Below are 24,282 nucleotides of genomic sequence, written 5' to 3' on the forward strand. Positions count from 1 at the left end.
TTAAAAAATTAAAATTTCCACCATTTTTTCTTTTGAGCTTTCTCTACATCTTTACTTTCCGCCTGCTCATTTCTTTTGCTGAACGAAAAAGCAAGTCTATGATAGGGATCTTTGATGTCAAAGTACAATTGCGTTCCATCATCCAGGGTAAGCGCATCCATGATTTTAGCTCCATCTTTGACCAGATTTTGCGATACATCCTGTTTATTGAGATGATGTCTGATCAGATCTCTTTCATCGGAAATTCTTGTAATAATATAGGGAGAATCTTTAGTTCCGTTTCCTGTCTTCTCAAGGCATTCAAAAATAATCTGAGTGATTGTCATTTCAATACTCCTCCCTTTTTCATCGCCCAGTTCCTTGTACGCAAAATATTTATAGATATGTGCTCTCGGACTTAACAGAATATTGACATTTACATATTGTATAACCTCTTCAAATTTTCCTTCATTGAGTAAATTCTGGATATTTTCAATATCTTCGGAATAAGGATCATATTCAGGATCATTGATTACCAGCTCACGGCACTTCAGGAAGGTTTCTTTTGTGGGGTCAGTTAAAAATTCAAATACTTTCTCATACGTTTTCATTGTGGTCTTCGGTTATCGTTTTTAGTTCTCGCCAGAATGCGTCTTTGTATATTCCGAATTCAGCAGTTATTAGTTTATTGATTAACGGAATTTCCGCCAGTTTATAATCTTTTTTTTCAACAATTCTTTCCAGATATAGTTTTCTGTAGGTTTTGTCTTTCAATTCTTCCTTCCAGTTTACATTTTTCAGATCGAGATCATACCCTATTCCTGAATAGTGAAACTGTGCCAGAATATCCTCCAGTCTTGCAATCAGCGGATCTTCAGGATCAACCGTATTTAAGGCAACTATTATCTGCGGTAAAAACCTCAGTGATAAATCTGCGGATAAGATAGAAGAAATGTCCCGTGTTCCTTTGAATCCGGGAATAAGATTTTGAATATCTTTCTCTGTATTTTCTCGGATCAGGTAAAGCTGTGTGCTATGGTAGAGAACTTTTGCCGCCCAAACAGCAGCTTCTTTGCTGCAGGTGAATTGGTCTGACAAAAACTCAAGTCGCTCTTTTTCGAATTCTATTTCAAAATAGTCTCCGGCTTCCGCCTCTTCCTGAGGGGAAATTTTCTGTAAGCTTGAAAAAAGAGTAATACATTCTTCTTTACGAAGCAAAAAGATCGTGTCTAAAAACGGTGACTTGGTTTCCATGATCTAACAAAAATAAAATTATTTCGTTGAGAATAAAATTTTTATGGAGAAGATTCATGTTAAATATGGATTATTTATGGTAACTATAGGGTTTAAAACACAATAAATTAAATATTTTCAGCAAATCTATTACTTACTTCAATTTTTATAAGTATCTGCTTAATCTTCAAAATCAGCGTAAGTTTAAAATAAATACACAGTACCCATTAAGGTTTGTGTCTTTGCATTTTCTAAATCATTCAATTATTCTTATAAAGATTACTTCGTTGCTGAAACTTTTCGCAAGAACGACTTAGGCCACGATTTCAACAATATTGTTTTCCGGGTCAAGAATTACGCTTTCATAATAGCCGTCTCCGGTTGTACGAGGTTCTCCTGCAACCGTGTATCCATCTTTTCTCAAAATCTCTGTAAGTTCATCTACTTTTTCTTTACTCCCTACCGAAAATGCAAGATGAATGATTCCATACTGCTGAGATTCATAAGAATTTCCATTTTCTTTGAGATCCGGTTTAGTCATTATTTCAAGACGACAGCCATTCTCAAAACTTAAAAAGTAAGACTGAAAATTTTTGACAGGATTATGGTATTTTTCATTGGAAACAGCTCCGAAATATTTCTGGTAAAATGCTCTGGATTTTTCAAGGTCTTTGACCCAAATAGCAATATGCTCTATTTTCATTTTTAAAAATTTTGTTGTTTTACTTCTGCAAAACTAGTCTGACCGATTTCACCATACCTGCTCCACATTATTCTTTTATTGTTCTGTATTTACCATATTACGTTTTGAATTCTACAAAAGACTGCATATATAAGATTATTTAAGGCATTTATTGATAACATCTTATATATTCTGTTGATATGAGATGGCTTCATTGTTTCCATTATCGTAATCACGGAGACAATCTAAAAGTTATTATCTTTGCTCCATTCAAAATAACATTATGAGTATTCACATCAGTGCAAAAAAAGGAGAAATTGCTAAAGTAGTATTGCAGCCGGGGGATCCGCTTCGTGCACAGTATATTGCTGAAAATTATTTAGAAAATGCTAAACTGGTAAGCAAAACCAGAGGAATTTTTTATTATACGGGTCTTTATAAAGGGAAAGAAATCACTGTAGGAGCCAGTGGAATGGGATTCCCAAGCATCGGGATCTATTCTTTTGAACTGTTTACAGAATATGAAGTAGATACGATCATCAGAATCGGGACTTGTGGTGCTTACAATACGGATCTTAAACTTTTTGATATTTTAAATATTGAAAATGCTGCCAGCGAAAGTACTTATGCCAAATATGCATGGGGAATTGAAGATGAAATCCTTCCTCACCAGGGGAATATCTTTAGTACTATCAATGAAACAGCTAAAGAATTATCATTAAATGCTAAAGCAATCAACATTCACAGTAGTGATATTTTCTACAGAAAAGATCCTGCTACTCCTGAAATTGCAACAAAATACAACTGTCCTGCAGTAGAAATGGAAGCATTCGGTTTATTTGCCAATGCTCAGCATTTAGGAAAGAATGCAGCGACTATTCTTACGGTAACGGATATCATTCCTACCCATGAGAAAATCTCTGCTGACGAAAGAGAAAAAGCCTTAAATCCAATGATGGAACTGGCTTTGGAATCAGCAATAAAGAGTTTGTAAAAGACGAAGACAATTCTGCTTATAAAAAAAGAGCTTTACTTTATCAGTAGAGCTCTTTTTTATAGTCTGAAAAAATTTCTGGCCGTTTCTGTAGTCTCGTCTGCGACTTCGGAAATGCTGATCTTCTTCAGGTAGGCAATTGTTTGTGCTACATAAGGTAAAAAGGATGGTTCATTCCGTCTGTTCTGCATTCTGGGCATATTCTTCGGAAGCATAAAAGGGGCATCCGTTTCAATCATCATTCTGTCAAGAGGTGCATATTTTATAACGTCTTCAAGGTGTTTAAATCTTTTTTCATCACCGATGGCTCCGGTAAATCCTAAATAAAATCCTTTATCGAGATAAATCTTCGCTTCATCCAATGTCCCGGTAAAGCAATGTACAACGGCTTCGGGCAATTGAGAAAGATATTCATCTGTGATCTCATTAAACCTTTTAAATGCTGATCTTTCATGAAGAAAAAGCGGTTTATTGACTTGTATTGCGAGTTCCAGGTGGGCCTGATAACATTTTTCCTGTATGGGTCTCGGAGAGAAATCACGGTCAAAGTCAAGTCCGCACTCTCCTACTGAAATTACGTGATCCTGCTTTAACAATTTTCTGAGTTCGCTGATGCTTTGTTCATTAAAAGATTTGGCATCATGGGGATGAATTCCGGCTGTTGAAAATAAAATTTCCGGATATTCTTCTGCAATCTCAGCGGATTCTTTGCTTCCTCTTACGCTGGTTCCCGTGAGGATCATATGTTCTACACCCTGTTCCAAAGCGCGGTTGATAATTTCGTCGTGTTCATTATAGAACTGTTTATTGGTCAGATTAATGCCAATATCAATGTAAGTGTTCATTTGTTTTTTTACTTTTTTATTAAATGTTGTTTTCAAATATAAAAAATGGAAGCTGGCAGCATTCTGTTCTGAAAAAACCTACAGCTTCTATTTCATGTTTGCAAAACTACAAGCTTAATACGCAATGTTTTTACGTATCAGAAAAAAACAGAAAACTTAAAATAAAAAAATCTGTTCAATCTGCCTTATTTGCTAGTTTATTTCTCGCAGATGACGCAGATGTTTATGTTTTATTCATTGATGAATTTTTCCAGAAAACCGATCAGTTTTGTTCCTCCGTGGCTCCATCGGATTCCATGGCCTTCTTTTTCGCGAACTTCAAAAACCAGTTCATGTTTATAATGGAAGAAAACATTCCACCAGGTTCTATTGTCAAGAATCTCATGAATTTTTGTCATTACTTTTTCTTGTTTCTGCTGGTTGTTTCCTTTGATTTCTCCCCAGAAATCGTCATCCATTCTTCCGATATGTTTTTCCCAGGCTCTCTGTGCAATGGTAATTTCGCTATTGAAAGGTTCCTCACAAGCTTTGATCAGAGTTGTTTTTAAAGGTGGAATTGCATTTTCATCACGGATACTTGCTGAGGTTAACCTTTGTCCTAAAATATTCAGCCAATGTTCAAACGGCATCGTTTCCAGAGATTCTGTTTTCACCTCATCTGACTCCTTACTTTCCAGAATATCAATAAACTTTTCAAAGCTTTCTTTCCTGTCAATGATTATTTCTTCATTAAAGTATGGCAGCTGTAGTTCCAAAGTATTTTCCTTACCTCTCTGAAGATTTTTTTCCAGAGTTTCCAGATGTTCTTTCACTAAAATACTTTGGTATTTGTCTTTCCATTCTTTAGAAAACAGGGAAATATAGGGATCAAACAGGTTCATATTTTACAGCATTTTAATCAGATTAACAGGAAGTTTTTCTTCTCTGATCAAATAGCCGATCAGATTAAACCATTCTTTACAGTGATCCAGAATCCAGGCATCTGAGGAAATGATAAGTTCTGAGCTTTCCGCCAGAAATTTATCGGGATTGTATTGCAGACCGCCTTCCCAATTGAGCTGTTGCTGCTCCGCAAATTCAAGAATAATCTGTTTAATTCGTCCACTGTTGGAAACCGGTTTGTCAAAGATCCAGACAAGCTTCTGAATCTGATTTTTCTGATAAAAGGCAGCAACCAGTTCTACCGCTCTTAAAGTCTGATTTACTCTTTTATACGTTCCATGAACTCCGGAAAGGTCCCGGATACAGCCATCCAATCCTTCAAATATATAAGCTTCAGAAAGCAGACTTTCCAACAGGATCAGGACATTAAAGCCATCGAGATAAACTGTTTTTCCTTTTAAATCTAAGGTTTCCACGTGTTTCAACCGTCTATTGTAAAGTTGTAAATCTGATGCAGACGCCCCTCGCAAAGCTTGTATCTGACGGGTTTTCAATCTATATCTGTTTCCAACAAGTTCAGAAGCTGCTTTTTCCGGATATTCTCTAGTTAAAAGATACCGCATGTCCTCAACAGCTAGTTTCAGCTTGCCGATCTGCTTCTCTGAACCAAACAGAGTGTCATCTCCTGTATTTTTTCCGCGGTTTCTGTTATTCATATTCAAAAATAGAATTTTTGGTGAATTTTTAGGGTAAGAAATAGATTTTATTGGCAATGTAAGAGACTTCCCCGTCAAAAGACAGGAATTGTGCTCATTCAATAGTAATGCTTATCAAGTCAGCATCTTAAACAGAATTCAAGATTAACATTGTTTCTTTCATTCCAATTCCTGATCTGTTATGTTTTCTACAACAAAAGAGATATTTTGTACAACGTTTTGATATTTATTACGGATAAGTTTGCAAAGACTTAAAAAATACCCTTATGAATACACTGAAAAAATTATGTTATCTGTCTGCATCCATGCTGTTATCAGCATCTTTCGTTGCATGTTCAAGTGATGACAATGAAATTATTATTGAACAGCAGACTCCCTCACAGGTACTATCTTCCACTCCATGGGAAACAACCGGAGCCAAGGATAAAAGTGGAAATAATGTAGCACTTACAGATGCCAGTGTGGCTGGATATGTAGGTTTTGCATATTTCAAAGCAGATGGGAAATTTGCTATTTACAGTCTTACAGATGTACTGAGATCTATGGGAACATGGTCTGTAGATGCACAGGGAAAAACAAGAACTATAGCCGCATTGAACCCGGATGGAACAACTATTTTCACCCGTGATGTTGAAATTCTTGTTTTAAACAGAAATGAGTTTACATACAGAATCCATCCTAATTCCAGCGATCCGTCAGTTTATTATGACATCATCCATACGAGAACTTCTCATGCAGAACCAACTAATGGACAGCTTACACTAGCTTCTACGCCATGGGAAACTACCGGTGCTAAGGATAAAAGTGGAAATAATGTGGCACTTACAGATGCCAGTGTGGCCGGATATGTAGGATATTCTTACTTCAAAGCTAACGGAACTTTTAAAATTTTCGGATTAAATGATGTATTGAGATCTGAAGGTACATGGTCGATTTCTCCGGATGGAAAGAAGAGAACACTTACCACGCCTACTTTTACCCGTGTTGTGGATATTCTGCTTCTGAACGAAACAACATTCACCTACAGAATTACTCCTGATGCGGCAAACCCAGCTGTATTCTACGACATTATTCATACGAAGGTAAACCATAAAGAGCCTTTGTAGTGATTATTTTTTTATAATAAGGAAAAAACCTGCTCAGTGATGGGCAGGTTTTTATTTTTAAAATTAAAAAAATGGATTGTTGGTAATTCATTACATATATTCTTCCCACCATTTTTTCCAGGTTATGGTTCCCAACTGATCGAGATCTACTTTTTCTCCTATCATTGGAAGAGTAATCGGTACATTGTTTTCTTCTGCATGTTTTGAGGCAAGGGTTAAAGGTTCATACCATGCATGCTGTGCCAGCTTGAATTTAGAATTATGTACGGGGATAAAATTTTTGGCTTTCAATTCTTTAATTTCTGTGATAAGCTGATCCGGCAAAGTGTGAATATATGGCCACTTTTCGTTATACTGTCCGTTTTCCATGATGGCCAGATCAAACGGTCCGTATTGATCTCCAATTTCTGTGAAATGATTTCCATAACCGCTGTCGCCGCCCAGAAAAAGTTTTTTCGTGGGTGTTTTTAAAACAAATGAAGTCCATAGTGAGATATTACGGTTCAGCAGTCTTCCTGAAAAGTGTCTTGCAGGAGTAAGTGTGATTCTGAAACCTTCTGCAATGTCTATGCTTTCCCACCAGTTTTTTTCGATGATTTTATCAAAGCTCCAGCCCCAGTATTCAAAATGCTGGCCTGTACCCAAACCACAAATGACTTTTCCTACTTTATCTTTTAATTCCTGAACGGTTTTATAATCGAGATGATCCCAATGGTCGTGGGAGATCAGCAGAAAGTCTATCTCCGGCATATGTTCTGGCTTGTAATAATCGGCTCCCTGAAAGGCTTTGATGGAACCCGGCATCGGAGAAGCATTTCCGCTGAAAACGGGATCTATCAGAAATTTTTTACCATCTACCTGTATAAAATAGGAACTGTGCCCGAACCATACCAAAACATTTTCTTCGGGCTGAAGGTTCTTCAGATCTGTTACGATAAATGGAAGTGCTGTTTTTGGTGAAGTATTTTCTACTTTGCATAAGGTGTGGAAAAGAACCTTGGTCATACTTTCCCCTTCCAGTAAAGCAGGTGTTGTCAATATATTCTGAAATCTCCCATTGAGATAATTGGGAAGTGTATTGAAATATTCTTTTCTTTTTTCGTCGGGAAACTGCCCGAGCTGTTTTTTTAAATTTTTCATTCCCTTAATTTTTTACATTCTGAGCCTTTCTTCTTCCAGATCCAGCCTTGTTAAATAATGTCTTATATATTCTTCGTCAATATTCGGGTTGCGTCTGTTTTCTTCCCGAAGCCAGATTCTTTGCTGCTCGATGGTTTCAAAATAGATTGCTTTCGCTTCATCAGACAGCTTATGAATAGAGTCTTCTTTATCTTCCTGTTCCCAGCGGTCCATCAGTTTGCTAAAATATTCATTTTCGCTTCTTCTTTCTTTATAATTTTCATCCAGATGTCTGAAAGCTACCCGCCGCATTTCTCTTCTCAGAAAATGTTCAGATTCTTCTTCGGACATATATCCACCTCCTACGTCAGATACATTGAGTTTTTTGATCAGAGCAGGTAATGTAAGCCCCTGAATAATTAAAGTAGCAAGAATCACAATGAAGGTAATGAAAAGTATGAGATCACGATGCGGGAAAGGCTGCCCGTTTTCCATCACTACAGGAATAGATAACGCTGCTGCAAGAGAAACTACCCCGCGCATTCCCGTCCAGCCCATCAGTATTGGAGCTTTCATTCCCGGATTTCTGTCTGCCACATTAATAAAATTCCGCATAATCAGAGTCACAAAAACTGCACCAAAGGATGACAGAAAACGCACGAGAATCAGTACTGCGGTAATCAATACTCCATAACCGACAGCATCGGATAGACTTATTCCTTCTTTGTTTAAACCTACCATAATTTCCGGCAGATCCAATCCGATGAGTAAGAACACAATTCCATTGATCAGAAATACAAAACTTTCCCAGACATTGGAACCTCTTAATCTTGATTGTGAAGTTCTGAAAATCTCATGTCTTCTTACGGAAAGGAACAACCCTCCACTCACCACAGCCAATACTCCCGAAGCATGAACTTCTTCTGCTGCAATATACATCACATAAGGAGCAACCAGGCTAAGGATGGCATCCATATTGACATCAGTAGGAAATATTTTTTCAATTTTAAGGAATACAAAAGCCAGTACAACTCCAATTCCCAAGCCTCCAAAAACCATCCATCCAAAACTAGAGGCTGCATCCTGCCATATAAACTGTCCTGTAGCCACTGCCACCATGGCAAATCTGAAAATGATCAGCGAGGAGGCATCATTGAATAAGCTTTCCCCTTCCAGAACGGTAGACAGATTTTTAGGAACTTTTACAAATTTTAAAATAGCCCCTGCACTTACCGCATCAGGTGGCGACACAATTCCCCCCAGTACAAAGCCTAACGCCAGTGAAAATCCGGGAATATATGAATTAGCTACCACCGCTACAGATATTGCGGTAAGAAAAACCACAATGAAAGCGAAGCTGGTAATGATCCTTCTCATTTTCCATATTTCCTTCCATGAAACGGCAAAAGCAGCTTCATATAAAAGCGGAGGCAGGAAAATAATAAAGATCAGTTCAGGGTCAATTTTTAACACCGGCAATCCGGGAATAAAACTGATAAGAAGTCCTGCAACAACCAGTATGATAGGATAGGCTACTTTCAAGCGGTTAGCCAGCATAATGGCCCCGATAATGACAAGGACCAGTCCCAGATAATAAATAAAATTTTCCACCATTGCTTTTTCAATTAATTTTAAATTAAGTCTCTGTTTATTGGATCACAAAATTTAAAAGAAAATTAAATATAAGCATAAGATTTTGAGATGTGAAAATAAATTTGATCAGCTGTAAAATTTTTAACCAATGATTGTTAATGCAAGTAAATCTGGTCCTTAGAAAGCCATGTTACCAGTCCCAACATAATAAGTCCCAATATTGAACATAATAGAATAAATACAGCTAAAGTCTTTGCCAACTCTGTCCAATACTTCTTTTTATCGAAAGTAAAATCTACTGGATTGATATTATATGTAGTATAAACGGAAGGGCTTATACGCAAATCCGGCCTGAAATACACAATTCCCTGAATATATCTTCTCTGTAAAGCTTTGAGATTTACAATGTAACTGTTGTAACCGGCATCAACTCCATCAAAATCTACGTCTGTTACAGAGTTATTGTATTTTACCTTCAATACATAGATTTTATTTCTGGGGCTAAGGCTTACATCATATTCATTTTCAAGGTGATATTTTTCCAGATCATCGTAAAGAATACTGTCTATTGTTCCATTTTTTCTTTCATAGTGAACCCCCTTATCATCCACAACAATCCTTTTAACTTCTCTTTTTCTGGCTGTCTTCTGGTAAAGGATAAAACGGTATAAACCAAAAACGAGAGCCGGATAATACAATATGGCGACTACAACAAGCACCACAATATTTTTACAAATGATAACAGGTAGTGCCAACAGCACCAAAAACATCACCAATAATAAAAGTACTGCCAATGTTCTGGTCAGCCAGGTCATGAACCCCCATGACTTAGAAACTAATGGCAAAAAATCTTTTCTTACATCCTCTTGCATCTGTTCAAGATACGAAAAAAGCTAATACTATAAAAGAGCCATAGTGGCACACCATGACTCTTTTTACCAAATTGAAAATAAGATATAATTAAATTGAAACTATGAAATCGTATAGGTTTTTTCTGTTGTTGTATTATATGTATCGGAGATAACATTGTCTACAAATCTCCATTCTGCTACAGAACTTCCGGTAGTAAATTTCACATGCAGATAACCTCTTTTATAGAGATTGGCGTAATCAAGATCATCAATCAGTAATGAAAATGCCTGAGCCAGCTCTATGGCTTTTGCAGGATCAGACGTGATTCCCAGGTAACCTTCCAATCCTGGAGAAGAAACTGAACTGCACGCCAGTTCAGTTCCGATAAATTTTCCTTGGGCATCTGTCAGTTTTCCTAACCATGCATTGTGGGTATCTCCTGCCAATACGACTACGTTTTTCCCTGCAAGAACAGAATACAGCTGTTCTCTTTCCATGAAATATCCATCCCAAGCATCTAAATTATAAGGTAAAGTGGTTGTAATTCTGGCAATTTCCTGTGGCGTTAATGTCGGATCCTGCTGTTGGTATCTTGTCTTAAGAATAATCAATTGTGTGATGGTATTCTGAAGAGCCTGCATGGTGGCCGGCTGTGCACTTCCGTGCTGTTTTATTTCTGCTAAAATCTGGTTCAACAGCATCAGAAGTTCTGCAGGAACCATCATTTTGGTCATTAAAATCTGCTGTCCAAGTACTTTCCATTTTGCAGTATCCCCGTTGATCTGAGAACCCAGCCATGACATCTGCTCGCTTCCGATCAGTTTTCTGCTGGTACTCAGGAAGTCTGTTTTAAACTGTACCTGATTGAAGTTTCCTGTACTATCAAGATAATCGGAATATTCCATTTGTTTATCCCTTGCAATTACCCTTGTATCCATCATATAAAGGGAAAGTATATTTCCGAAGCTGAAGCTTCTGTAAATTCTCATATCCTTCCCTGTTTTAAGAGGAATATACTCGCTGTATGCCTGGAAGGCGGCCATTTTTCTTACCTGGAAATCACCTTCATTGGGCTGATGATTTTCGGCTCCGGTTTTATAGGTATCATTGGCAAACTCATGATCATCCCAAACACAGATGAATGGTTTTTTCTGATGAAGAAGCTGAAGGTTTTTATCACCTCTGTACTGTCTGTAACGTTCTCTGTAATCGCTGAGATTAAGAATTTCCTTAGCCGGCTGATGAGCTCTTCCCAATTGATTGGTGTAAGGATTTGTTCCATATTGCCCGGGAGCATATTCATAAATATAATCTCCAAGATGTACCACTACGTCAGCTTCAGATTTTGCAATCGCTCCATAAACATTAAAAAGTCCTGCTGGAAAGTTAGAACAGGATACCACCGCCATCTTTACTTCGTTTACAGCATCTGATTTTGAAGGTAAAGTAAGGGTTTCTCCTGTCACACTCACTTCCTTGGTTTTGCTGTTATAGAATCTGTAGTAATACTTTGTGTTGGAAGAGATATTCTGTACATCTACCGCTACCGTGAAATCATTCACTGCCGTTGCATTAACCTGTCCTCTTCTTACGACTTCTGAAAAGTTGCTGTTTTTACTGATCTCCCATGTAATTTCTGCATCAGTTCCTTTGGAATATCTTGTCCAGATAATGATTCCTGCTGCACTTGGATCAAAACTCGCCACGCCGGATTCAAATCCTCCGTTTTTAAGATCGTCAGGAGCATTTCCGTTTTCAGTGAAATCATCGCTGCAGCTTTCGATTAAGGGAGCAATGAAAATCCCTCCGGCTGCCAATAATGAATTTTTAAGAAATCTTCTTCTGTTGAATTGGTTGTTGTTTTCCATCATTACTTTTTTTGCAAAGCAACGGTATCTGTGGAAGAAGGCTGTTAACTGAATTTTAAATGTATTTTATGGTTTTTTAAACAAATGTTTAATGTTATGCATAGGAAATTTGAAGAATTAAAATGTCTCTTTTTAAGAAAATAAGAATAGGAATCTATGTAAATATTTTTAAAAGTTGTTCTGCTTTTTATTACATTCACCAGGCTAATAATTATGATTAATGATATGACTAAAAAAATCATTCTTTCGCTATTTCTCTTAATAACCGGATATTTTTTCTATAATCCCATGATCATAGCCTTAACAGCTGTGAAAGATCCTAAATCTATTCACTTTAAACCTGATCAGGTATTTAAATTAAAAGATATTCCTGAACTGAAAAGTTCTCAAAATATGGCTGTATATATTACTTTAACTCAGGGGCGACCAAAAAAATCTCAGCCCCATAATTCCTAAATGGAAAATTTTAAAGTCTGACAATACAGCTTTGATACACGATCTGCTTAATTGTAATTTCAGATATAACAACTCAGATACCTCAACAATACAAAGTAAAATGTATGTATATTCCGACAATGTATTAGTTTTTGAAAGTGAAATTTCTCTTGATACCAATAGTTTAGGACTTCAAAACAGAACTACAGGCTGGACAACACCTGTGGATAATAATCATTTGCTTACTATTATAAGTCAGTTTGACAGATATAATCTCCCGGTTTTGATTCTTAAGTAAATCTTTGATAAATAAAAATTATTTGAATTCTGTAAAAAATACGTTCTATACTAAAACTATATGTATTTTATTTTAATGTGAAATTGATTTCTCAATCTCTTTAATATAGATAGACGGAGTAGTTCCTGTCTTTTTCTTAAACGCAATCGAAAATGCCTGTACGTTATTATAACCTATTTCTTCAGCAATAACAGGTAATTTATATGAACGGAATTTTTTATCTTTTACAAGTTGATCTAATACATAATCAATGCGTAAATCATTAAGATAGGTTGTGAAATTTTTACCTTTATGATTGTTAATGATTTCTGACAGATAGCCAGTATTGGTTTTTATATTTTTTGCCAGACTTGTTAATGTAATACCATTTTTTAAAAAATGAAGCTTGTTTTCAAAAGTATCCAAATCCTTTAAAATAGATTGAACAACCTCTTCGGGAAGAGTTTTATTTGTTTTGCTGCTTTCAACTTTTACCGGCTGATATATTTCTATTTGTTTTCCGTTTTGATGTTGAATGGTTTCTGGACTTCTTTTTTCAATTAAATGAATTAAATCCTGAGCAATTTTTTGATGTTTTCTCTCACCTTTTTTAGATTTATAATAAAAATAGGTAAGAAAGAATAATATTAGTGTTAAGATACTGACAGAAACATACAAAAATGTTTTTTTATTTTTCAATTCCTTTATTATATCTTCTTTTTCCTGCAGAAGATTTGGGGTATCATATTTTTGGTGCAACTCTGTTGATAAGTACCGAAATTGTTCATCGAGTTTTTTGTCAACTTTTAGAAAACGGTCAATATAATAGAGCTGTTTTTCTTTATCACCACTTTCCCTATAATAATCTATTAGAAAAGTATATACATCTGCTAATTCCGGAAAGGTAATCTCCGTTTTTTTGATATTGGAATCTATTTCAGTGAAATATTTTATCGCCTCCTGTTTATTATTTAATTCATCATAACATTTTCCAAGGCTATATAATACATAATTTTGATTGTTATCATTAATACCTGAAAAATAAGCATATGCCTTTTTTAGCTCAGCAATAGCGGTCTGATAATTTTTAGTTGCAAGATTGAGCTGACCAGATAAATATAAATATTGATTCGTATTATATTTATTCTTTCGCACAAAAGGAGAATTGAGCCCTTCCTGAATGAAAAAACCGGCAGAATCAATTTTATTTATTTTAATATAGCAGTAGACAAGACTTACCCGCATTTGATCATGCTGATATTCATCTGTTATATTTTGGGAGTTCAATAAATGATATCTAAAAGTTTTTGCAGCTTCTTTATTTCTTCCCATATAACTATTCAAATAGGCAATATTCATATTTGCATAGGCTATCTGCTTTACATTTTTTTGCTTTTTTGAATACTCTAAACCTAAAATATAATTATCAAGGGCAGCTTTTAAGTTACCATACTTATAATATAGGTTTCCTTTTATGATAAATGTTCTGGCAGGGTATATATCTCCTTTTACATTTTTTGTAATCATGGCCAGACTATCGATATACTTTAACGCCAATGGGAAATCTTCAGTTAAATGCATAAGATTATAACCTTCTGCAATTTCAAGGATATTTTTTTCCTTTTTTGCTTTTGTTAGATAATATTGAGAAACAGCTCTAGCTTCTAATCTCTTATTATCTTCATCATAAATGGTAAATTTATTTTTTAACTTCTCATAATTCCATAGTCTTAAACTATCAATTTTGTTTTGAGTAAAAAATAGACTGTAAAGGAAGGTAAATAAAAGTAAAAATATCTGTTTCATTAATTTTTCTATACTCTACAAAAATATTCATTTACCTTTAAAAGAAAATAAAAAAGCACCTACATTTCTGTAAGTGCTTGATTTATTGTGGTCCCACCTGGGCTCGAACCAGGGACCACCTGATTATGAGTCAGGTGCTCTAACCAACTGAGCTATAGGACCTCAAAACTTGGTTAAATTTTGTGTTTGCAAAAATAGTAAAATTTCTTTCACTACAAAATTTTTTATTGCTTTTCTTGGCAAAGTTCTACCAGCACGCCGTTTGTAGACTTTGGATGCAGGAAGACAACTAATTTATTATCAGCACCTTCTTTCGGTTCTTCGGAGATAAACTGAAATCCTTCTTTTTTCAGTCTTTTCACTTCTTCCACGATATTTTCAACGCCAAATGCCAGATGATGGATGCCTTCGCCCTTTTTATCGATGAATTTTGAGATCGGACTTTCAGGATTACTGGCTTCCAGCAGCTCAATTTTACTTTCTCCTGTTTCATAAAAAGAAGTTACCACCCCTTCCCTTTCCACAGATTCTTTTTTATAGGATTCTTTTCCTAATAGTTTGGCAAAAAGCTCATCAGAAACACCTAAAGACTTTACGGCAATACCAATATGTTCTAGCTTCATAAATACTAATAAATATAATTAAATCGTAAATTTGATACTCCAGTTGAATTTCAAAGTATCAATTCAAACAAAAGTACTAAATTTGCAGAAATTATGGAAAGTAACAGACAAAGAAAAGTAGCACAGATTATTCAGGAAGACTTCGCAGAGCTTTTCCGCAAACAGGCTGCAGAAAGCAAACAGAGTATTTTAGTATCTGTTTCAGATGTGAAAGTAACTGCTGACTTAGGAATTGCCAAGATCTATTTAAGCATTTTCCCACAGGAATTCCGTACCGCTGTGATGAAGGAGATAGAAGAAAACAAACCTCAATACAGAAACTTCATTGGACAGAAAATGTCAAAACAGGTACGTATCATTCCACAGCTTAACTTTTACCTTGACACTGCTCTGGATGATGTTGAAAAACTGGAAAGAGAATTAAGAGGCGAAGGCGACAATCCTGTTTTATAAATCTTGAAGAATATTGCATTTTACATAGCATCCAGATACCTTTTGGCTAAAAAAGGCAGCACCGCGGTTACGTTCATTACGTGGCTGTCTGTGGGTGCCATGACGGTTGCTGTGACTGCAATGTTCGTCATTATTTCTGTTTTTTCAGGCCTTGAGGACCTGAATAAAGACCTTATTTCTAATCTTCATGCAGACCTTACTTTAAAAAGCACTTCCGGAAAAACCATTAAAAATCTGGATATCGTCAATAAAGTATTGGGTACCCATAAAGAAGTTACCAGTTTCTCCCGTGTTATTGAAGAAAAAGTATACATTAGTTTCAACGGAAAAGGAGATATTGCCTATTTAAGAGGTGTTGATTCTGCTTACACCAAAGTAAACCCTATCAATAAAGATGTTTTCTACGGAACTTATCCAAGCTTCAAATATTCCAATGAAGTATTGATGGAAAATAGTCTGGACAACAGGCTTTCAATTCCTGTAGATTCTTCCAACCATTATGCGACAGTCTTTATGCCCAAACCGGGAACAGGGATTATCAATAAAGAAGAAGACATTTATAATAAAAGAGATATTTCGGTAACTGGTGTTTTCCCTGGAAAAGATCAACTGGACAATTATATTATCTCTCCTATAGAGCTTGCGGAAGAATTACTTAATCTTCCCAAAAAGTCAGCTTATCAGATTGTTATTAAACTAAAAAATCCGGAAAATGCAGATGCTGTAAAACAAAGCCTGCTTTCTTCTCTCGGAAAAAATATTGAGATCAAAACCAAGGAAGAAGAAAATGCTGCTTTCTGGAAAATGATCAACACTGAAAAACTTTTTATTTACCTGATTTTTGCCCTGGTTATCTTTATTACTACCTTTAACCTTGCCGGAGCAATCATTATCCTTCAGCTTGATAAAAAGGAACAGGCAAAATCATTGATATCACTCGGCTTTCCTTTAAGTCATTTGAGAATGACCTATTTCTACACCGGCCTCCTGATTGTTGTTTCCGGAGTGATTACCGGATTGATTCTTGGAACAGCACTGTGTTACTTCCAGTTCTACACAGGATTCTTCAGAGCCAATGAAGCACTACCATTCCCGGTAAAAATTGTAGGAAAAAATTATCTTATTGTAGCCCTTACAGCTTCTTTGTTTGGAATTACTATTTCATGGTTCTTTTCAAAAATCAGCAAGGAATATATTACTAAGAACTAATATTCTAAGTTTATATATTACATTAAGTTAATATACTTCAGTTTCATTTTTTCGTACCTTTACGCCCCAATTTTAAATAAATGAAACAAATTTTATCTTTTTTGCTGTTAAGTATGGCATTTATCGGCGGTTTTGCACAGGCTCCCGCAGGTTATTATACTCCGGCAGCAGGGCTTACAGGTGCAGCTCTTAAAACAGCTCTTAAGAACATTATCAGCAATGGACATGTAGATCATGGCTATGGTGGTTTATGGACAGGTTATGCTACTACTGACCGTGATTATTTTTATGAAAATGACGGAACTATTCTGGATATTTATTCTGAAAATCCAAATGGACCGGATCAGTATAATTTCATCCTGGGAACCAATCAATGTGGATCTAACGGCTATTCTAATGAAGGTGACTGCTACAACAGAGAGCACGTGATTCCTCAGAGTTTATTCAACAGTGCTTCTCCTATGGTAGCTGATATTCACTTTATTCGTGCTACCGATGGAAAAGTAAACGGAATGAGATCCAACTATCCTTTCGGAGTTGTGGGTGCTACTTCTTTCATCTCTAAAAACGGATCAAAACTAGGTACATCTGTATCTGCAGGATATTCAGGTACTGTATTTGAACCCATTGATGCTTTTAAAGGAGATATTGCCAGAATGTTCTTTTATTTTGTAACAAGATATGAAGGCCAGCTTCCTAATTTCTCTTCCGGTGATATGCTTGGAAACACAGCTTTCCCTGGACTACAGCCTTGGGCATTGAATCAATATTTAGCATGGAATGCAATTGACCCTGTATCTGCGGAAGAAATTGCAAGAAACAATGCTTCTTATACGTACCAGGGGAACAGAAACCCTTTCATTGACCACCCTGAATATGTTACTCAAATCTGGGGATCTCCGGTAATTGATAACCAGGCACCTACAGCAGCAACCAACGTTGTTGCCAACAACCCTACTTCAAATTCTATTGCTGTAAGCTGGACTGCCGCTACAGATAATGTAGGAGTAACTTCTTATCAGGTTTATGCTAACGGAGCTTTAAAAGCTAATGTTTCCGGTACCACAACATCTACTATTGTATCCGGATTAGCTCCACTTACTCAATACACATTCTATGTAATTGCTAAAGATGCGTTCGGAAACTCTTCTCCACAAAGCACAACGGCTACAGAAACTACTCTTGACGTACCTGCCGGAGGCGGAAGCTGTGGAACAGAAGATTTTGAAATGATCACCGGTGCAGCAAATACTTATCTGACAGCGACCTGGACGAACAACGGAATTTCATGGACTGCTACAGACGCAAGAGTTGATCAGACCATCAACAATAAAGCCATTACCATCAGAAATGGTTCTTTAACAAGTTCAACACTATCAAGCGGAATCCAGAATTTAACGTTAACAACACAGCTAAAATTCTCTGGAAGCGCAGGATACTTCAATGTTCTTGTAAACGATGTGAATGTAGGAACTATTCCTTACAGTACTGTTGCTACTACAACTACCATTAATAATATCAATGTAAGTGGAAATGTTGTTATTAAACTGACAAACTCTTCTACTACCAACAGAGTTGCTCTGGATGACCTTAGCTGGGCATGTTTCGGCACATTAGGAACTGCAGAAACCCAAAAAGGTAAATCAGAATTCACTATCTACCCTAACCCGGTAAAAAACAATGAATTATTTGTAAAAGGAGAAAGTCTGAGCAAAATTTCAAAAGCTGACATCTATGATCTTTCCGGAAAATTGATCGAGACTATTGTTAATCCTTTCAAACATTCAAACAAGATCAACCTTAATGGTGTGGTAAAGGGGACTTACATCCTGAAAGCAGATAATTTCTCTACTAAATTTATTGTAGATTAATTATTAAAAAATATTTCAAACCAAGGCCGGATTTATCCGGTCTTTTTTTTACTTTTGATATATGGATTCCAATAAAAAATTAGGATTGATAGGAAAAAACATTTCCTATTCTTTTTCTAAAAAATTCTTCGAAAATAAGTTCCAAAAGCTCATGCTGAAGAACTTCTCCTATGATATTTTTGATCTGAACGAAATCAATGAAGTGGAAAACCTTTTTGCTTCTCCGGACCTTTTAGGATTCAATGTTACCATTCCCTACAAAGAAAAAATCATTAATTATCTTGATGAATTAAGTGATGAGGCAGAGAAAATAGGTGCCGTAAACTGTGTTCTTATTCAGGATGGCAAAAAAACAGGCTACAATACGGATGCTTACGGATTTGAAAAGACCCTTCTTTTACACAAAATCCCTTCACAGGACAAAGCATTGATCTTAGGAAACGGCGGCGCGGCAAAAGCCGTAAAATATGCTTTAGATAAACATAACATTCCTTCTATAACTATTGCCCGAAGTACAGAAATCAATTTTGAAAACCTTGATAAAGAAACCGTTGCTGAGCACAAAATAATCATTCAGTGTACACCGGTAGGGACTTTCCCGAATGTTACAGACTGTCTGAATTTTCCTTTTGACGGGCTTTCTTCCGGACACCTGGTCATCGACCTGATTTACAACCCCAACTATACCCAATTCATCATCAATGCTTCAGAAAAAGGAGCAAAAACAGTGAACGGATATTATATGCTTGAACAGCAAGCAGAAAAAGCTTGGGAAATTTGGAATTTTCAAAAAAAATAACATAAATTAGTGCTTTAATTGGCCTTAAAGCTATATTTAAAGGATATAAACGCCACTCACATAAAAGATTTGCTATGACTACAGAAAACAATCTTTCTGAAAACGAAGAAAAGAACAATCCTAACGAAGTATCTCAGGACACATCAGAAAACACAGTTTCTCATGATGCAAACCCACATGAAGATGATGCAGAGCACCTGGAAGAACATGAAGAGGTAGAAATTTCCCTTGCCGATGCTTTAAAGGAAATGGAAAAAATCATCAACACTCCCAACGCCGGTGAGAATTTCAAAAGATTCAACCTGTTGAAGGAAAAAGCAAGTCACTATATCCATGATGAAGTGGAGGATAAAAAACATGAATATGTAGAAGCCGGAAATCCTGCTGAAAACTTTAGTTATGAACATCCTTCCCAGACTAAATATTCAGCATTGATTAATATTTTCAAGGAGAAACATGACAGCTTCCAGAAAGGACAGGAAGAAGAGCAGAAGAAAAACCTTGAACACCGTCAAAGTATTATTGAAAGACTTAAAAATCTATATACAAGTTCTGAACCGGGAATCAATCTTTTCAAATCCATCCGTGAAATTAAAGAAGAGTGGTCAAAAGCCGGACAGGTTGCAAAATCTGAATTCAAAATTCTTAACAACAACTACTTCCACCACCTGAACCAGTTTTATCAGATGCTGGATCTGAATAAAGAATTTCTGGAGCAGGAATACAGCCACAATCTGGAAAAGAGAGAGCATATTATTGCCCGTGCTAAAGAACTGGAAAATGAACCTGTAATTCAAAAGGCTTTAAACGAGCTTCAGTATCTTCATAAACTTTGGAAGGAAGAAGCTGAGCCTGTTGCAGAGGAATTCCGTGAAAAAACATGGGAAGAATTCAAAGAAATTTCCAACAAAATTCACGAGAGAAAATCTGAGCTTTCCGCATCTATTGAAAAAGAACAGACTGTAAATCTTGAAAAGAAAAACGAGATCATTGCTGAAATCAAGAAACTTTCCGAGCCATCAGAGACTCCTAATCACAACTATTGGCAAAATGCCATCAAAAGAGTTGAAGATCTGCGTTCTGATTTCTTAAAAACCGGAAGCGTTCCAAGAAAATTATCCAACCAAAACTGGAATGATTTCAAAACAACACTGAGAGGTTTTAATACGACGAAAAACAACTATTACAAATCGTTGAAAGGTTCACAGCAAGCAAATCTTGAAGAGAAATTAAAACTGATCCAGACAGCACAGGACAATATGAACAATGAAGAATGGGATATCGCAGTTCCGTTATTCAAAAAGCTGCAGGAAGACTGGAAGAAAATAGGCCACGTTCCAAAAAGCATGACCAATAAAATCTGGGATGAATTCCGTGATGCATGTAACGCATTCTTCAACAACTACAGAGAGAAAAGCAATACTTCTACCGATAACTGGAAAGAAAATTATAAAAACAAAAAAGCCCTTCTTGATGAATTGAAACTGGTTTCCAATGAAGAAGGAAGCATCGAAAGAATTGAACAGATCAAAACTTCATGGAACAACATTGGAAAAGTTCCGAGAGATAAAATTTCAATCAACTCTGAGTTCAACAAGACATTAAGAGAAAAATTGAAAATAAACAAAATCAACGAACTTGAACTGAAAGAAGAAGGTCTGTCTGAAAACCAGCTTACTGACAAAGCAAGAAAGATCAAAAACCAAATCTCTGATCTTGAAGCTGAAATTGTAAAACTGGAAAACAACCTTTCTTTCTTCAACAAACCATCAAGGGAGAATCCTCTTTTAAGAGATACTTACAACACCATTGATGAGAAAAAAGCTCATCTGGAAACATTAAAGCAAAATCTTCACAGCATTATCAGCGGAGATTAACAGATAACAAATTAAATAAAGGCGGAGCAAAGCAATTTGTCTTCGCTTTTTCTTTTTATCAATATGAACAACGACGAACTGTATATCAAAAGATGTATTGAACTGGCTAAGAAAGCCCTTGGCAAAACCTATCCCAACCCTCTTGTAGGAAGTGTGATTGTACACAACGGAAAAATCATTGGTGAAGGATATCATCATAAAGCCGGGGAAAACCATGCTGAAATCAATGCCATCAATTCCGTTAAAAATAAAGATCTTATTCCGGAATCCGCCATCTATGTATCCCTGGAACCTTGTGCTCACTTTGGAAAAACACCTCCTTGTGCTTTAAAGATTAAAGAATTAGGATTTAAAAAAGTGGTTATTGGCGCTATGGATTCTCATGACAAAGTGAATGGTAAAGGAAAGAAAATCATTCAGGATGCAGGAATTGAAGCTGTTTCAGGAATTCTTGAACAAGAATGTATTGAACTTAACAAAAGGTTTTTCACCTATCATGAAAAGAAAAGACCTTATATTATTCTAAAATGGGCAGAATCTGGTGATGGCTTCCTGGATAAGGATTTTAAACCGACTGCTGTCTCCAACACATTGGTGAATCAGTTTGTCCATCAGTTAAGAGCTGACGAACATGCCATTTTAGTAGGAACCCAAACTGCTTTAAATGACAATCCAAGTCTTACTGTAAGAAATGCAGAAGGAACAAACCCCGTCAGAATCCTGATCGATTTTGATTTAAAAGTCCCGTCCAATTTCAACATTTACAATAATGAAGCAAGGACATTGGTTTTAAATGCTGTAAAAGAAGGCACCGAAGGATCTGTTCAATTTATTAAAACCAACAAAAATAATTTCCTGCCTGAGCTTATGGAAGCACTGTATAAAGAGCAGATACAGTCTGTCATTATTGAAGGGGGGCGTTTTACACTACAGCAGTTTATCAATGCTGATCTTTGGGATGAAGCCATTGTCATCAGAAATGAAAATCTAAAGCTGGAAAACGGAACAAAAGCGCCGGAATTTAATCATACAGCAGATACCATTGAAAACTTCAGAGACAATACAGTTTCTTTCTTCAGACTAAAATAAAAGCATTTTATCACCAGCAAATGAAATAATTTCTTTACATTAGGTACACAAAAAAATTACTATGAAAAATTTAAAGAAAGTTTCAAGACAGAACTTAAAGAAAGTAAATGGAGGAAATGCTCCTGAATGCTGTTCATTCTATCCACCATCATTACAGCACTGCTGTGCAACACCATCCAGCATGAGCTGTCCACCGCCTTGGGCAGATGGAACATTCTCTTGTTAGATTTTAATGTAAAACAAAAGCTAATATCATGAAAAATTTGAAAAAAGTTTCCAGAGCCAGCATGAAAACCATTAAAGGAGGTGTTTTTGTAACATGCATACTACCTAATGGACAACCTACAAGATGCAGAGATAAATGCCCTCAGGATTTTTGCGGCCCAACAAGTTATATGTGCCTGATCCCAATGGATCTGTGCGGAGATGTGATGTAAGAACATTATTTTACATCCCAAAAAATAGATAAGCCGTCAAATTCTGACGGCTTAATTTATGATCATGATGCAGATTACTAAAGCATTTAATATTTTTGCATCATTAAAGCCGGAATATACAATGACGTTTGAATACAAAACCATAGAAAAACCCATAGAAAACACCCTTTTAAAGGAAAAAGGAAGCAAGTTTATAGGATTTGCATTCCCGGTAAACAATGAAAAAGAACTAAAAGGCGCACTGGAAAAAATAAGGGAAGAACATCCGAAAGCTACCCATCACTGTTATGCCTTCAGAATGGGATTAAATGGTGAAAACTATCGTGCCAATGATGATGGTGAACCTTCCGGAAGTGCCGGATTACCTATTTATAATCAGCTGTTAGCAAACGAGATCACCAATATTCTTGTGATTGTAGTCCGTTATTATGGAGGAACCAAACTTGGAGTTTCGGGATTGGTAAAAACTTATAAGGAATCTGCAAAGATCACATTGGAAGAAGCCCAGATCATTACCCGTGAACTGGAAACAGAGATAGAGATTCAGTTTAATTTTAACCAGCAGAATACTATATTCACCCTGCTTTCAAAATTTGATGCTAAAGTTTTGAATTTCGATGCTAACGAAAACTGTATCCTTACCGCCTCCCTGAAGCTTGCACAAAAAGAAAACATCTCGGAAAAACTCTCCGAGATGCAATATGTTTCATTTGAATTTAATGATTAATCTCTTCTTCCACCAAGAAGCAATGATCCCCAGTAAAGAAGCTGTGCCAGGGACCCTAAGGCTGCTACCACGTAAGTTCTTGCTGCCCATTTCAGGCTGTCCTGTACTCCTACAAATTCTTCTGCAGTTACAGTTCCTGTATCTTTAAGCCATTTCATCGCTCTATTACTTGCATCATATTCCACAGGAAGCGTTACAAAGGCAAAGAGTGTTGTCACCGCAAACATTGCAACTCCAATAGCAAGAACGGTTGTATTTCCATTAGGGTTTTCTATCGTTCTTGATGCAGCCATTACCGCGATACCCGCAATAAGGACAAATTGCATCAGATTGGAACTTATATTAACAATAGGAACCAGCTTTGAACGTAAATTCAGCATAGAATATCCTACCGCATGTTGTACTGCATGTCCGCATTCATGAGCTGCTACTGCCGCCGCCGCTGCATTTCTCTGCATATAAACTCCTTCAGAAAGGTTTACTGTTTTATCTGCCGGATTATAGTGGTCCGTCAACTGCCCGGGTACTGATATTACCTGAACATCATTTATCCCGTTATCTCTCAACATCTTTTCCGCTACTTCTTTCCCCGAAAGGCCATTTCGAAGGTGTACATTGGAATAATATTCAAATTTCGATTTCAATCTGGACGAAACCCACCAGCTCACCAACATTGAAATACCAATAATGATATAATAACCCACCATTTTATATAAATTTTGTGTTTAATTTTACCCATAATGATATAAAAACTGTGCCAAAGTATAAGATATTATTATTTATATTTGTCCTTAAATTACCATCAAAAAT

The 24,282-nt window shown here is 36.2% G+C and carries 26 protein-coding genes and 1 tRNA gene; 13 read left to right on the forward strand and 14 right to left on the reverse strand.

Annotated elements, in window-relative coordinates; translation table 11 throughout:
• Nucleotides 1–8 precede the first annotated feature (8 nt).
• The 3 genes from SFA27_RS19285 to SFA27_RS19295 form a co-directional block, all read right to left on the reverse strand.
• Complete coding sequence (locus tag SFA27_RS19285) at nucleotides 9–590, reverse strand: DUF4919 domain-containing protein (protein WP_407294317.1); 582 nt, start codon at nucleotides 588–590, stop codon at nucleotides 9–11.
• Nucleotides 577–1,233: a hypothetical protein gene (locus tag SFA27_RS19290; RefSeq protein ID WP_052184751.1), complete on the reverse strand. Its 657-nt coding sequence runs from the start codon at nucleotides 1,231–1,233 to the stop codon at nucleotides 577–579. Before SFA27_RS19290 ends, SFA27_RS19285 begins: the two co-directional genes overlap by 14 nt.
• A gap of 292 nt (nucleotides 1,234–1,525) precedes the next feature.
• On the reverse strand, nucleotides 1,526–1,915 hold the full coding sequence (locus SFA27_RS19295; protein WP_407294319.1) for a VOC family protein: 390 nt from the start codon (nucleotides 1,913–1,915) through the stop codon (nucleotides 1,526–1,528).
• Nucleotides 1,916–2,177: 262 nt separating this feature from the next.
• Between SFA27_RS19295 and deoD the strand changes: the two genes are divergently transcribed.
• Nucleotides 2,178–2,888, forward strand: a complete 711-nt coding sequence (deoD, locus tag SFA27_RS19300) for a purine-nucleoside phosphorylase (RefSeq protein WP_047377779.1) — start codon at nucleotides 2,178–2,180, stop codon at nucleotides 2,886–2,888.
• A gap of 59 nt (nucleotides 2,889–2,947) precedes the next feature.
• Here the strand turns inward: deoD and SFA27_RS19305 are convergent, their stop codons facing one another.
• The 3 genes from SFA27_RS19305 to SFA27_RS19315 all read right to left on the reverse strand — a co-directional run bounded on the left by SFA27_RS19305 (nucleotide 2,948) and on the right by SFA27_RS19315 (nucleotide 5,331).
• Nucleotides 2,948–3,733 carry a TatD family hydrolase gene (locus SFA27_RS19305; RefSeq protein ID WP_407294322.1) on the reverse strand — a complete coding sequence of 262 codons (786 nt, stop codon included), beginning with the start codon at nucleotides 3,731–3,733 and terminating at the stop codon, nucleotides 2,948–2,950.
• A 230-nt stretch (nucleotides 3,734–3,963) separates the two neighbouring features.
• Complete coding sequence (locus tag SFA27_RS19310) at nucleotides 3,964–4,614, reverse strand: hypothetical protein (RefSeq protein ID WP_407294324.1); 651 nt, start codon at nucleotides 4,612–4,614, stop codon at nucleotides 3,964–3,966.
• Nucleotides 4,615–4,617: 3 nt separating this feature from the next.
• The gene (locus SFA27_RS19315) at nucleotides 4,618–5,331 is read right to left on the reverse strand and encodes a DUF434 domain-containing protein (RefSeq protein WP_407294326.1); all 714 of its coding nucleotides are present in this window, start codon (nucleotides 5,329–5,331) and stop codon (nucleotides 4,618–4,620) included.
• 266 nt (nucleotides 5,332–5,597) lie between these two features.
• Here SFA27_RS19315 and SFA27_RS19320 point away from each other — a divergent pair, with 266 nt between their 5' ends.
• Nucleotides 5,598–6,437 carry a DUF4822 domain-containing protein gene (locus tag SFA27_RS19320; RefSeq protein WP_407294328.1) on the forward strand — a complete coding sequence of 280 codons (840 nt, stop codon included), beginning with the start codon at nucleotides 5,598–5,600 and terminating at the stop codon, nucleotides 6,435–6,437.
• A gap of 90 nt (nucleotides 6,438–6,527) precedes the next feature.
• On the opposite strand, the gene SFA27_RS19325 is transcribed toward SFA27_RS19320, so the two are convergent.
• From SFA27_RS19325 to SFA27_RS19340, 4 genes are all read right to left on the reverse strand, one after another.
• Nucleotides 6,528–7,577 (reverse strand): MBL fold metallo-hydrolase, encoded by a 1,050-nt coding sequence (locus SFA27_RS19325; protein ID WP_407294330.1) that lies wholly within the window; start codon nucleotides 7,575–7,577, stop codon nucleotides 6,528–6,530.
• A 12-nt stretch (nucleotides 7,578–7,589) separates the two neighbouring features.
• A complete protein-coding gene (locus SFA27_RS19330) occupies nucleotides 7,590–9,170 on the reverse strand; it encodes a Na+/H+ antiporter (protein ID WP_264519158.1) in 1,581 nt (526 codons plus the stop codon).
• 134 nt (nucleotides 9,171–9,304) lie between these two features.
• Nucleotides 9,305–10,021 carry a hypothetical protein gene (locus tag SFA27_RS19335; protein WP_407294332.1) on the reverse strand — a complete coding sequence of 239 codons (717 nt, stop codon included), beginning with the start codon at nucleotides 10,019–10,021 and terminating at the stop codon, nucleotides 9,305–9,307.
• A 99-nt stretch (nucleotides 10,022–10,120) separates the two neighbouring features.
• A complete protein-coding gene (locus SFA27_RS19340) occupies nucleotides 10,121–11,872 on the reverse strand; it encodes an alkaline phosphatase D family protein (RefSeq protein WP_407294334.1) in 1,752 nt (583 codons plus the stop codon).
• A 285-nt stretch (nucleotides 11,873–12,157) separates the two neighbouring features.
• Here SFA27_RS19340 and SFA27_RS19345 point away from each other — a divergent pair, with 285 nt between their 5' ends.
• Together SFA27_RS19345 and SFA27_RS19350 are read left to right on the forward strand one after the other, a co-directional pair.
• The gene (locus SFA27_RS19345) at nucleotides 12,158–12,325 is read left to right on the forward strand and encodes a hypothetical protein (protein WP_407294336.1); all 168 of its coding nucleotides are present in this window, start codon (nucleotides 12,158–12,160) and stop codon (nucleotides 12,323–12,325) included.
• 100 nt (nucleotides 12,326–12,425) lie between these two features.
• Nucleotides 12,426–12,602 (forward strand): hypothetical protein, encoded by a 177-nt coding sequence (locus SFA27_RS19350; RefSeq protein WP_407294338.1) that lies wholly within the window; start codon nucleotides 12,426–12,428, stop codon nucleotides 12,600–12,602.
• A 72-nt stretch (nucleotides 12,603–12,674) separates the two neighbouring features.
• Here the strand turns inward: SFA27_RS19350 and SFA27_RS19355 are convergent, their stop codons facing one another.
• From SFA27_RS19355 to mce, 3 genes are all read right to left on the reverse strand, one after another.
• Nucleotides 12,675–14,387, reverse strand: coding sequence for a helix-turn-helix domain-containing protein (locus SFA27_RS19355; protein ID WP_407294340.1), 1,713 nt, complete (start codon nucleotides 14,385–14,387; stop codon nucleotides 12,675–12,677).
• Nucleotides 14,388–14,475: 88 nt separating this feature from the next.
• Nucleotides 14,476–14,549, reverse strand: a tRNA-Ile gene (locus SFA27_RS19360).
• A 62-nt stretch (nucleotides 14,550–14,611) separates the two neighbouring features.
• Entirely contained in the window at nucleotides 14,612–15,010 is a 399-nt protein-coding gene (mce, locus tag SFA27_RS19365; protein ID WP_047377770.1) for a methylmalonyl-CoA epimerase, read from the reverse strand.
• A gap of 93 nt (nucleotides 15,011–15,103) precedes the next feature.
• Here mce and rbfA point away from each other — a divergent pair, with 93 nt between their 5' ends.
• From rbfA to SFA27_RS19410, 9 genes are all read left to right on the forward strand, one after another.
• Complete coding sequence (rbfA, locus tag SFA27_RS19370; protein ID WP_047377769.1) at nucleotides 15,104–15,463, forward strand: 30S ribosome-binding factor RbfA; 360 nt, start codon at nucleotides 15,104–15,106, stop codon at nucleotides 15,461–15,463.
• A 3-nt stretch (nucleotides 15,464–15,466) separates the two neighbouring features.
• On the forward strand, nucleotides 15,467–16,672 hold the full coding sequence (locus tag SFA27_RS19375; protein WP_407294343.1) for an ABC transporter permease: 1,206 nt from the start codon (nucleotides 15,467–15,469) through the stop codon (nucleotides 16,670–16,672).
• An 80-nt stretch (nucleotides 16,673–16,752) separates the two neighbouring features.
• Complete coding sequence (locus SFA27_RS19380; RefSeq protein WP_407294345.1) at nucleotides 16,753–18,543, forward strand: endonuclease; 1,791 nt, start codon at nucleotides 16,753–16,755, stop codon at nucleotides 18,541–18,543.
• A gap of 61 nt (nucleotides 18,544–18,604) precedes the next feature.
• Nucleotides 18,605–19,342, forward strand: coding sequence for a shikimate dehydrogenase (locus SFA27_RS19385; RefSeq protein WP_047377766.1), 738 nt, complete (start codon nucleotides 18,605–18,607; stop codon nucleotides 19,340–19,342).
• Nucleotides 19,343–19,416: 74 nt separating this feature from the next.
• Nucleotides 19,417–21,219: a DUF349 domain-containing protein gene (locus SFA27_RS19390; RefSeq protein WP_047377765.1), complete on the forward strand. Its 1,803-nt coding sequence runs from the start codon at nucleotides 19,417–19,419 to the stop codon at nucleotides 21,217–21,219.
• A 63-nt stretch (nucleotides 21,220–21,282) separates the two neighbouring features.
• Complete coding sequence (gene ribD / locus SFA27_RS19395; RefSeq protein ID WP_407294348.1) at nucleotides 21,283–22,308, forward strand: bifunctional diaminohydroxyphosphoribosylaminopyrimidine deaminase/5-amino-6-(5-phosphoribosylamino)uracil reductase RibD; 1,026 nt, start codon at nucleotides 21,283–21,285, stop codon at nucleotides 22,306–22,308.
• 61 nt (nucleotides 22,309–22,369) lie between these two features.
• On the forward strand, nucleotides 22,370–22,534 hold the full coding sequence (locus tag SFA27_RS19400) for a bacteriocin-like protein (RefSeq protein WP_185097846.1): 165 nt from the start codon (nucleotides 22,370–22,372) through the stop codon (nucleotides 22,532–22,534).
• Nucleotides 22,535–22,562: 28 nt separating this feature from the next.
• Nucleotides 22,563–22,745: a bacteriocin-like protein gene (locus SFA27_RS19405; protein ID WP_156118444.1), complete on the forward strand. Its 183-nt coding sequence runs from the start codon at nucleotides 22,563–22,565 to the stop codon at nucleotides 22,743–22,745.
• Nucleotides 22,746–22,866: 121 nt separating this feature from the next.
• Entirely contained in the window at nucleotides 22,867–23,472 is a 606-nt protein-coding gene (locus SFA27_RS19410; RefSeq protein WP_407298182.1) for an IMPACT family protein, read from the forward strand.
• On the opposite strand, the gene SFA27_RS19415 is transcribed toward SFA27_RS19410, so the two are convergent.
• Complete coding sequence (locus SFA27_RS19415; protein ID WP_185097845.1) at nucleotides 23,469–24,179, reverse strand: zinc metallopeptidase; 711 nt, start codon at nucleotides 24,177–24,179, stop codon at nucleotides 23,469–23,471. The genes SFA27_RS19410 and SFA27_RS19415 overlap by 4 nt on opposite strands.
• Nucleotides 24,180–24,282: the final 103 nt, after the last annotated feature.

This window comes from Chryseobacterium sp. HR92 (assembly GCF_045689405.1).
In the GTDB taxonomy this organism is placed as follows: Bacteria; Bacteroidota; Bacteroidia; order Flavobacteriales; family Weeksellaceae; genus Chryseobacterium; species Chryseobacterium viscerum_A.

Coding starts and splice junctions, on each gene's coding strand:
- SFA27_RS19345 (WP_407294336.1), top strand. CDS start 12,158: ATGATCATAGCCTTAACAGCTGTGAAAGATCCTAAATCTATTCACTTT.
- SFA27_RS19325 (WP_407294330.1), bottom strand. CDS start 7,577: ATGAAAAATTTAAAAAAACAGCTCGGGCAGTTTCCCGACGAAAAAAGA.
- SFA27_RS19315 (WP_407294326.1), bottom strand. CDS start 5,331: ATGAATAACAGAAACCGCGGAAAAAATACAGGAGATGACACTCTGTTT.
- mce (WP_047377770.1), bottom strand. CDS start 15,010: ATGAAGCTAGAACATATTGGTATTGCCGTAAAGTCTTTAGGTGTTTCT.
- SFA27_RS19350 (WP_407294338.1), top strand. CDS start 12,426: ATGTATGTATATTCCGACAATGTATTAGTTTTTGAAAGTGAAATTTCT.
- deoD (WP_047377779.1), top strand. CDS start 2,178: ATGAGTATTCACATCAGTGCAAAAAAAGGAGAAATTGCTAAAGTAGTA.
- SFA27_RS19340 (WP_407294334.1), bottom strand. CDS start 11,872: ATGATGGAAAACAACAACCAATTCAACAGAAGAAGATTTCTTAAAAAT.
- SFA27_RS19305 (WP_407294322.1), bottom strand. CDS start 3,733: ATGAACACTTACATTGATATTGGCATTAATCTGACCAATAAACAGTTC.
- SFA27_RS19385 (WP_047377766.1), top strand. CDS start 18,605: ATGGATTCCAATAAAAAATTAGGATTGATAGGAAAAAACATTTCCTAT.
- SFA27_RS19285 (WP_407294317.1), bottom strand. CDS start 590: ATGAAAACGTATGAGAAAGTATTTGAATTTTTAACTGACCCCACAAAA.
- SFA27_RS19290 (WP_052184751.1), bottom strand. CDS start 1,233: ATGGAAACCAAGTCACCGTTTTTAGACACGATCTTTTTGCTTCGTAAA.
- SFA27_RS19400 (WP_185097846.1), top strand. CDS start 22,370: ATGAAAAATTTAAAGAAAGTTTCAAGACAGAACTTAAAGAAAGTAAAT.
- rbfA (WP_047377769.1), top strand. CDS start 15,104: ATGGAAAGTAACAGACAAAGAAAAGTAGCACAGATTATTCAGGAAGAC.
- SFA27_RS19405 (WP_156118444.1), top strand. CDS start 22,563: ATGAAAAATTTGAAAAAAGTTTCCAGAGCCAGCATGAAAACCATTAAA.
- SFA27_RS19330 (WP_264519158.1), bottom strand. CDS start 9,170: ATGGTGGAAAATTTTATTTATTATCTGGGACTGGTCCTTGTCATTATC.
- SFA27_RS19355 (WP_407294340.1), bottom strand. CDS start 14,387: ATGAAACAGATATTTTTACTTTTATTTACCTTCCTTTACAGTCTATTT.
- ribD (WP_407294348.1), top strand. CDS start 21,283: ATGAACAACGACGAACTGTATATCAAAAGATGTATTGAACTGGCTAAG.
- SFA27_RS19320 (WP_407294328.1), top strand. CDS start 5,598: ATGAATACACTGAAAAAATTATGTTATCTGTCTGCATCCATGCTGTTA.
- SFA27_RS19380 (WP_407294345.1), top strand. CDS start 16,753: ATGAAACAAATTTTATCTTTTTTGCTGTTAAGTATGGCATTTATCGGC.
- SFA27_RS19390 (WP_047377765.1), top strand. CDS start 19,417: ATGACTACAGAAAACAATCTTTCTGAAAACGAAGAAAAGAACAATCCT.
- SFA27_RS19310 (WP_407294324.1), bottom strand. CDS start 4,614: ATGAACCTGTTTGATCCCTATATTTCCCTGTTTTCTAAAGAATGGAAA.
- SFA27_RS19295 (WP_407294319.1), bottom strand. CDS start 1,915: ATGAAAATAGAGCATATTGCTATTTGGGTCAAAGACCTTGAAAAATCC.
- SFA27_RS19335 (WP_407294332.1), bottom strand. CDS start 10,021: ATGCAAGAGGATGTAAGAAAAGATTTTTTGCCATTAGTTTCTAAGTCA.
- SFA27_RS19415 (WP_185097845.1), bottom strand. CDS start 24,179: ATGGTGGGTTATTATATCATTATTGGTATTTCAATGTTGGTGAGCTGG.
- SFA27_RS19410 (WP_407298182.1), top strand. CDS start 22,867: ATGACGTTTGAATACAAAACCATAGAAAAACCCATAGAAAACACCCTT.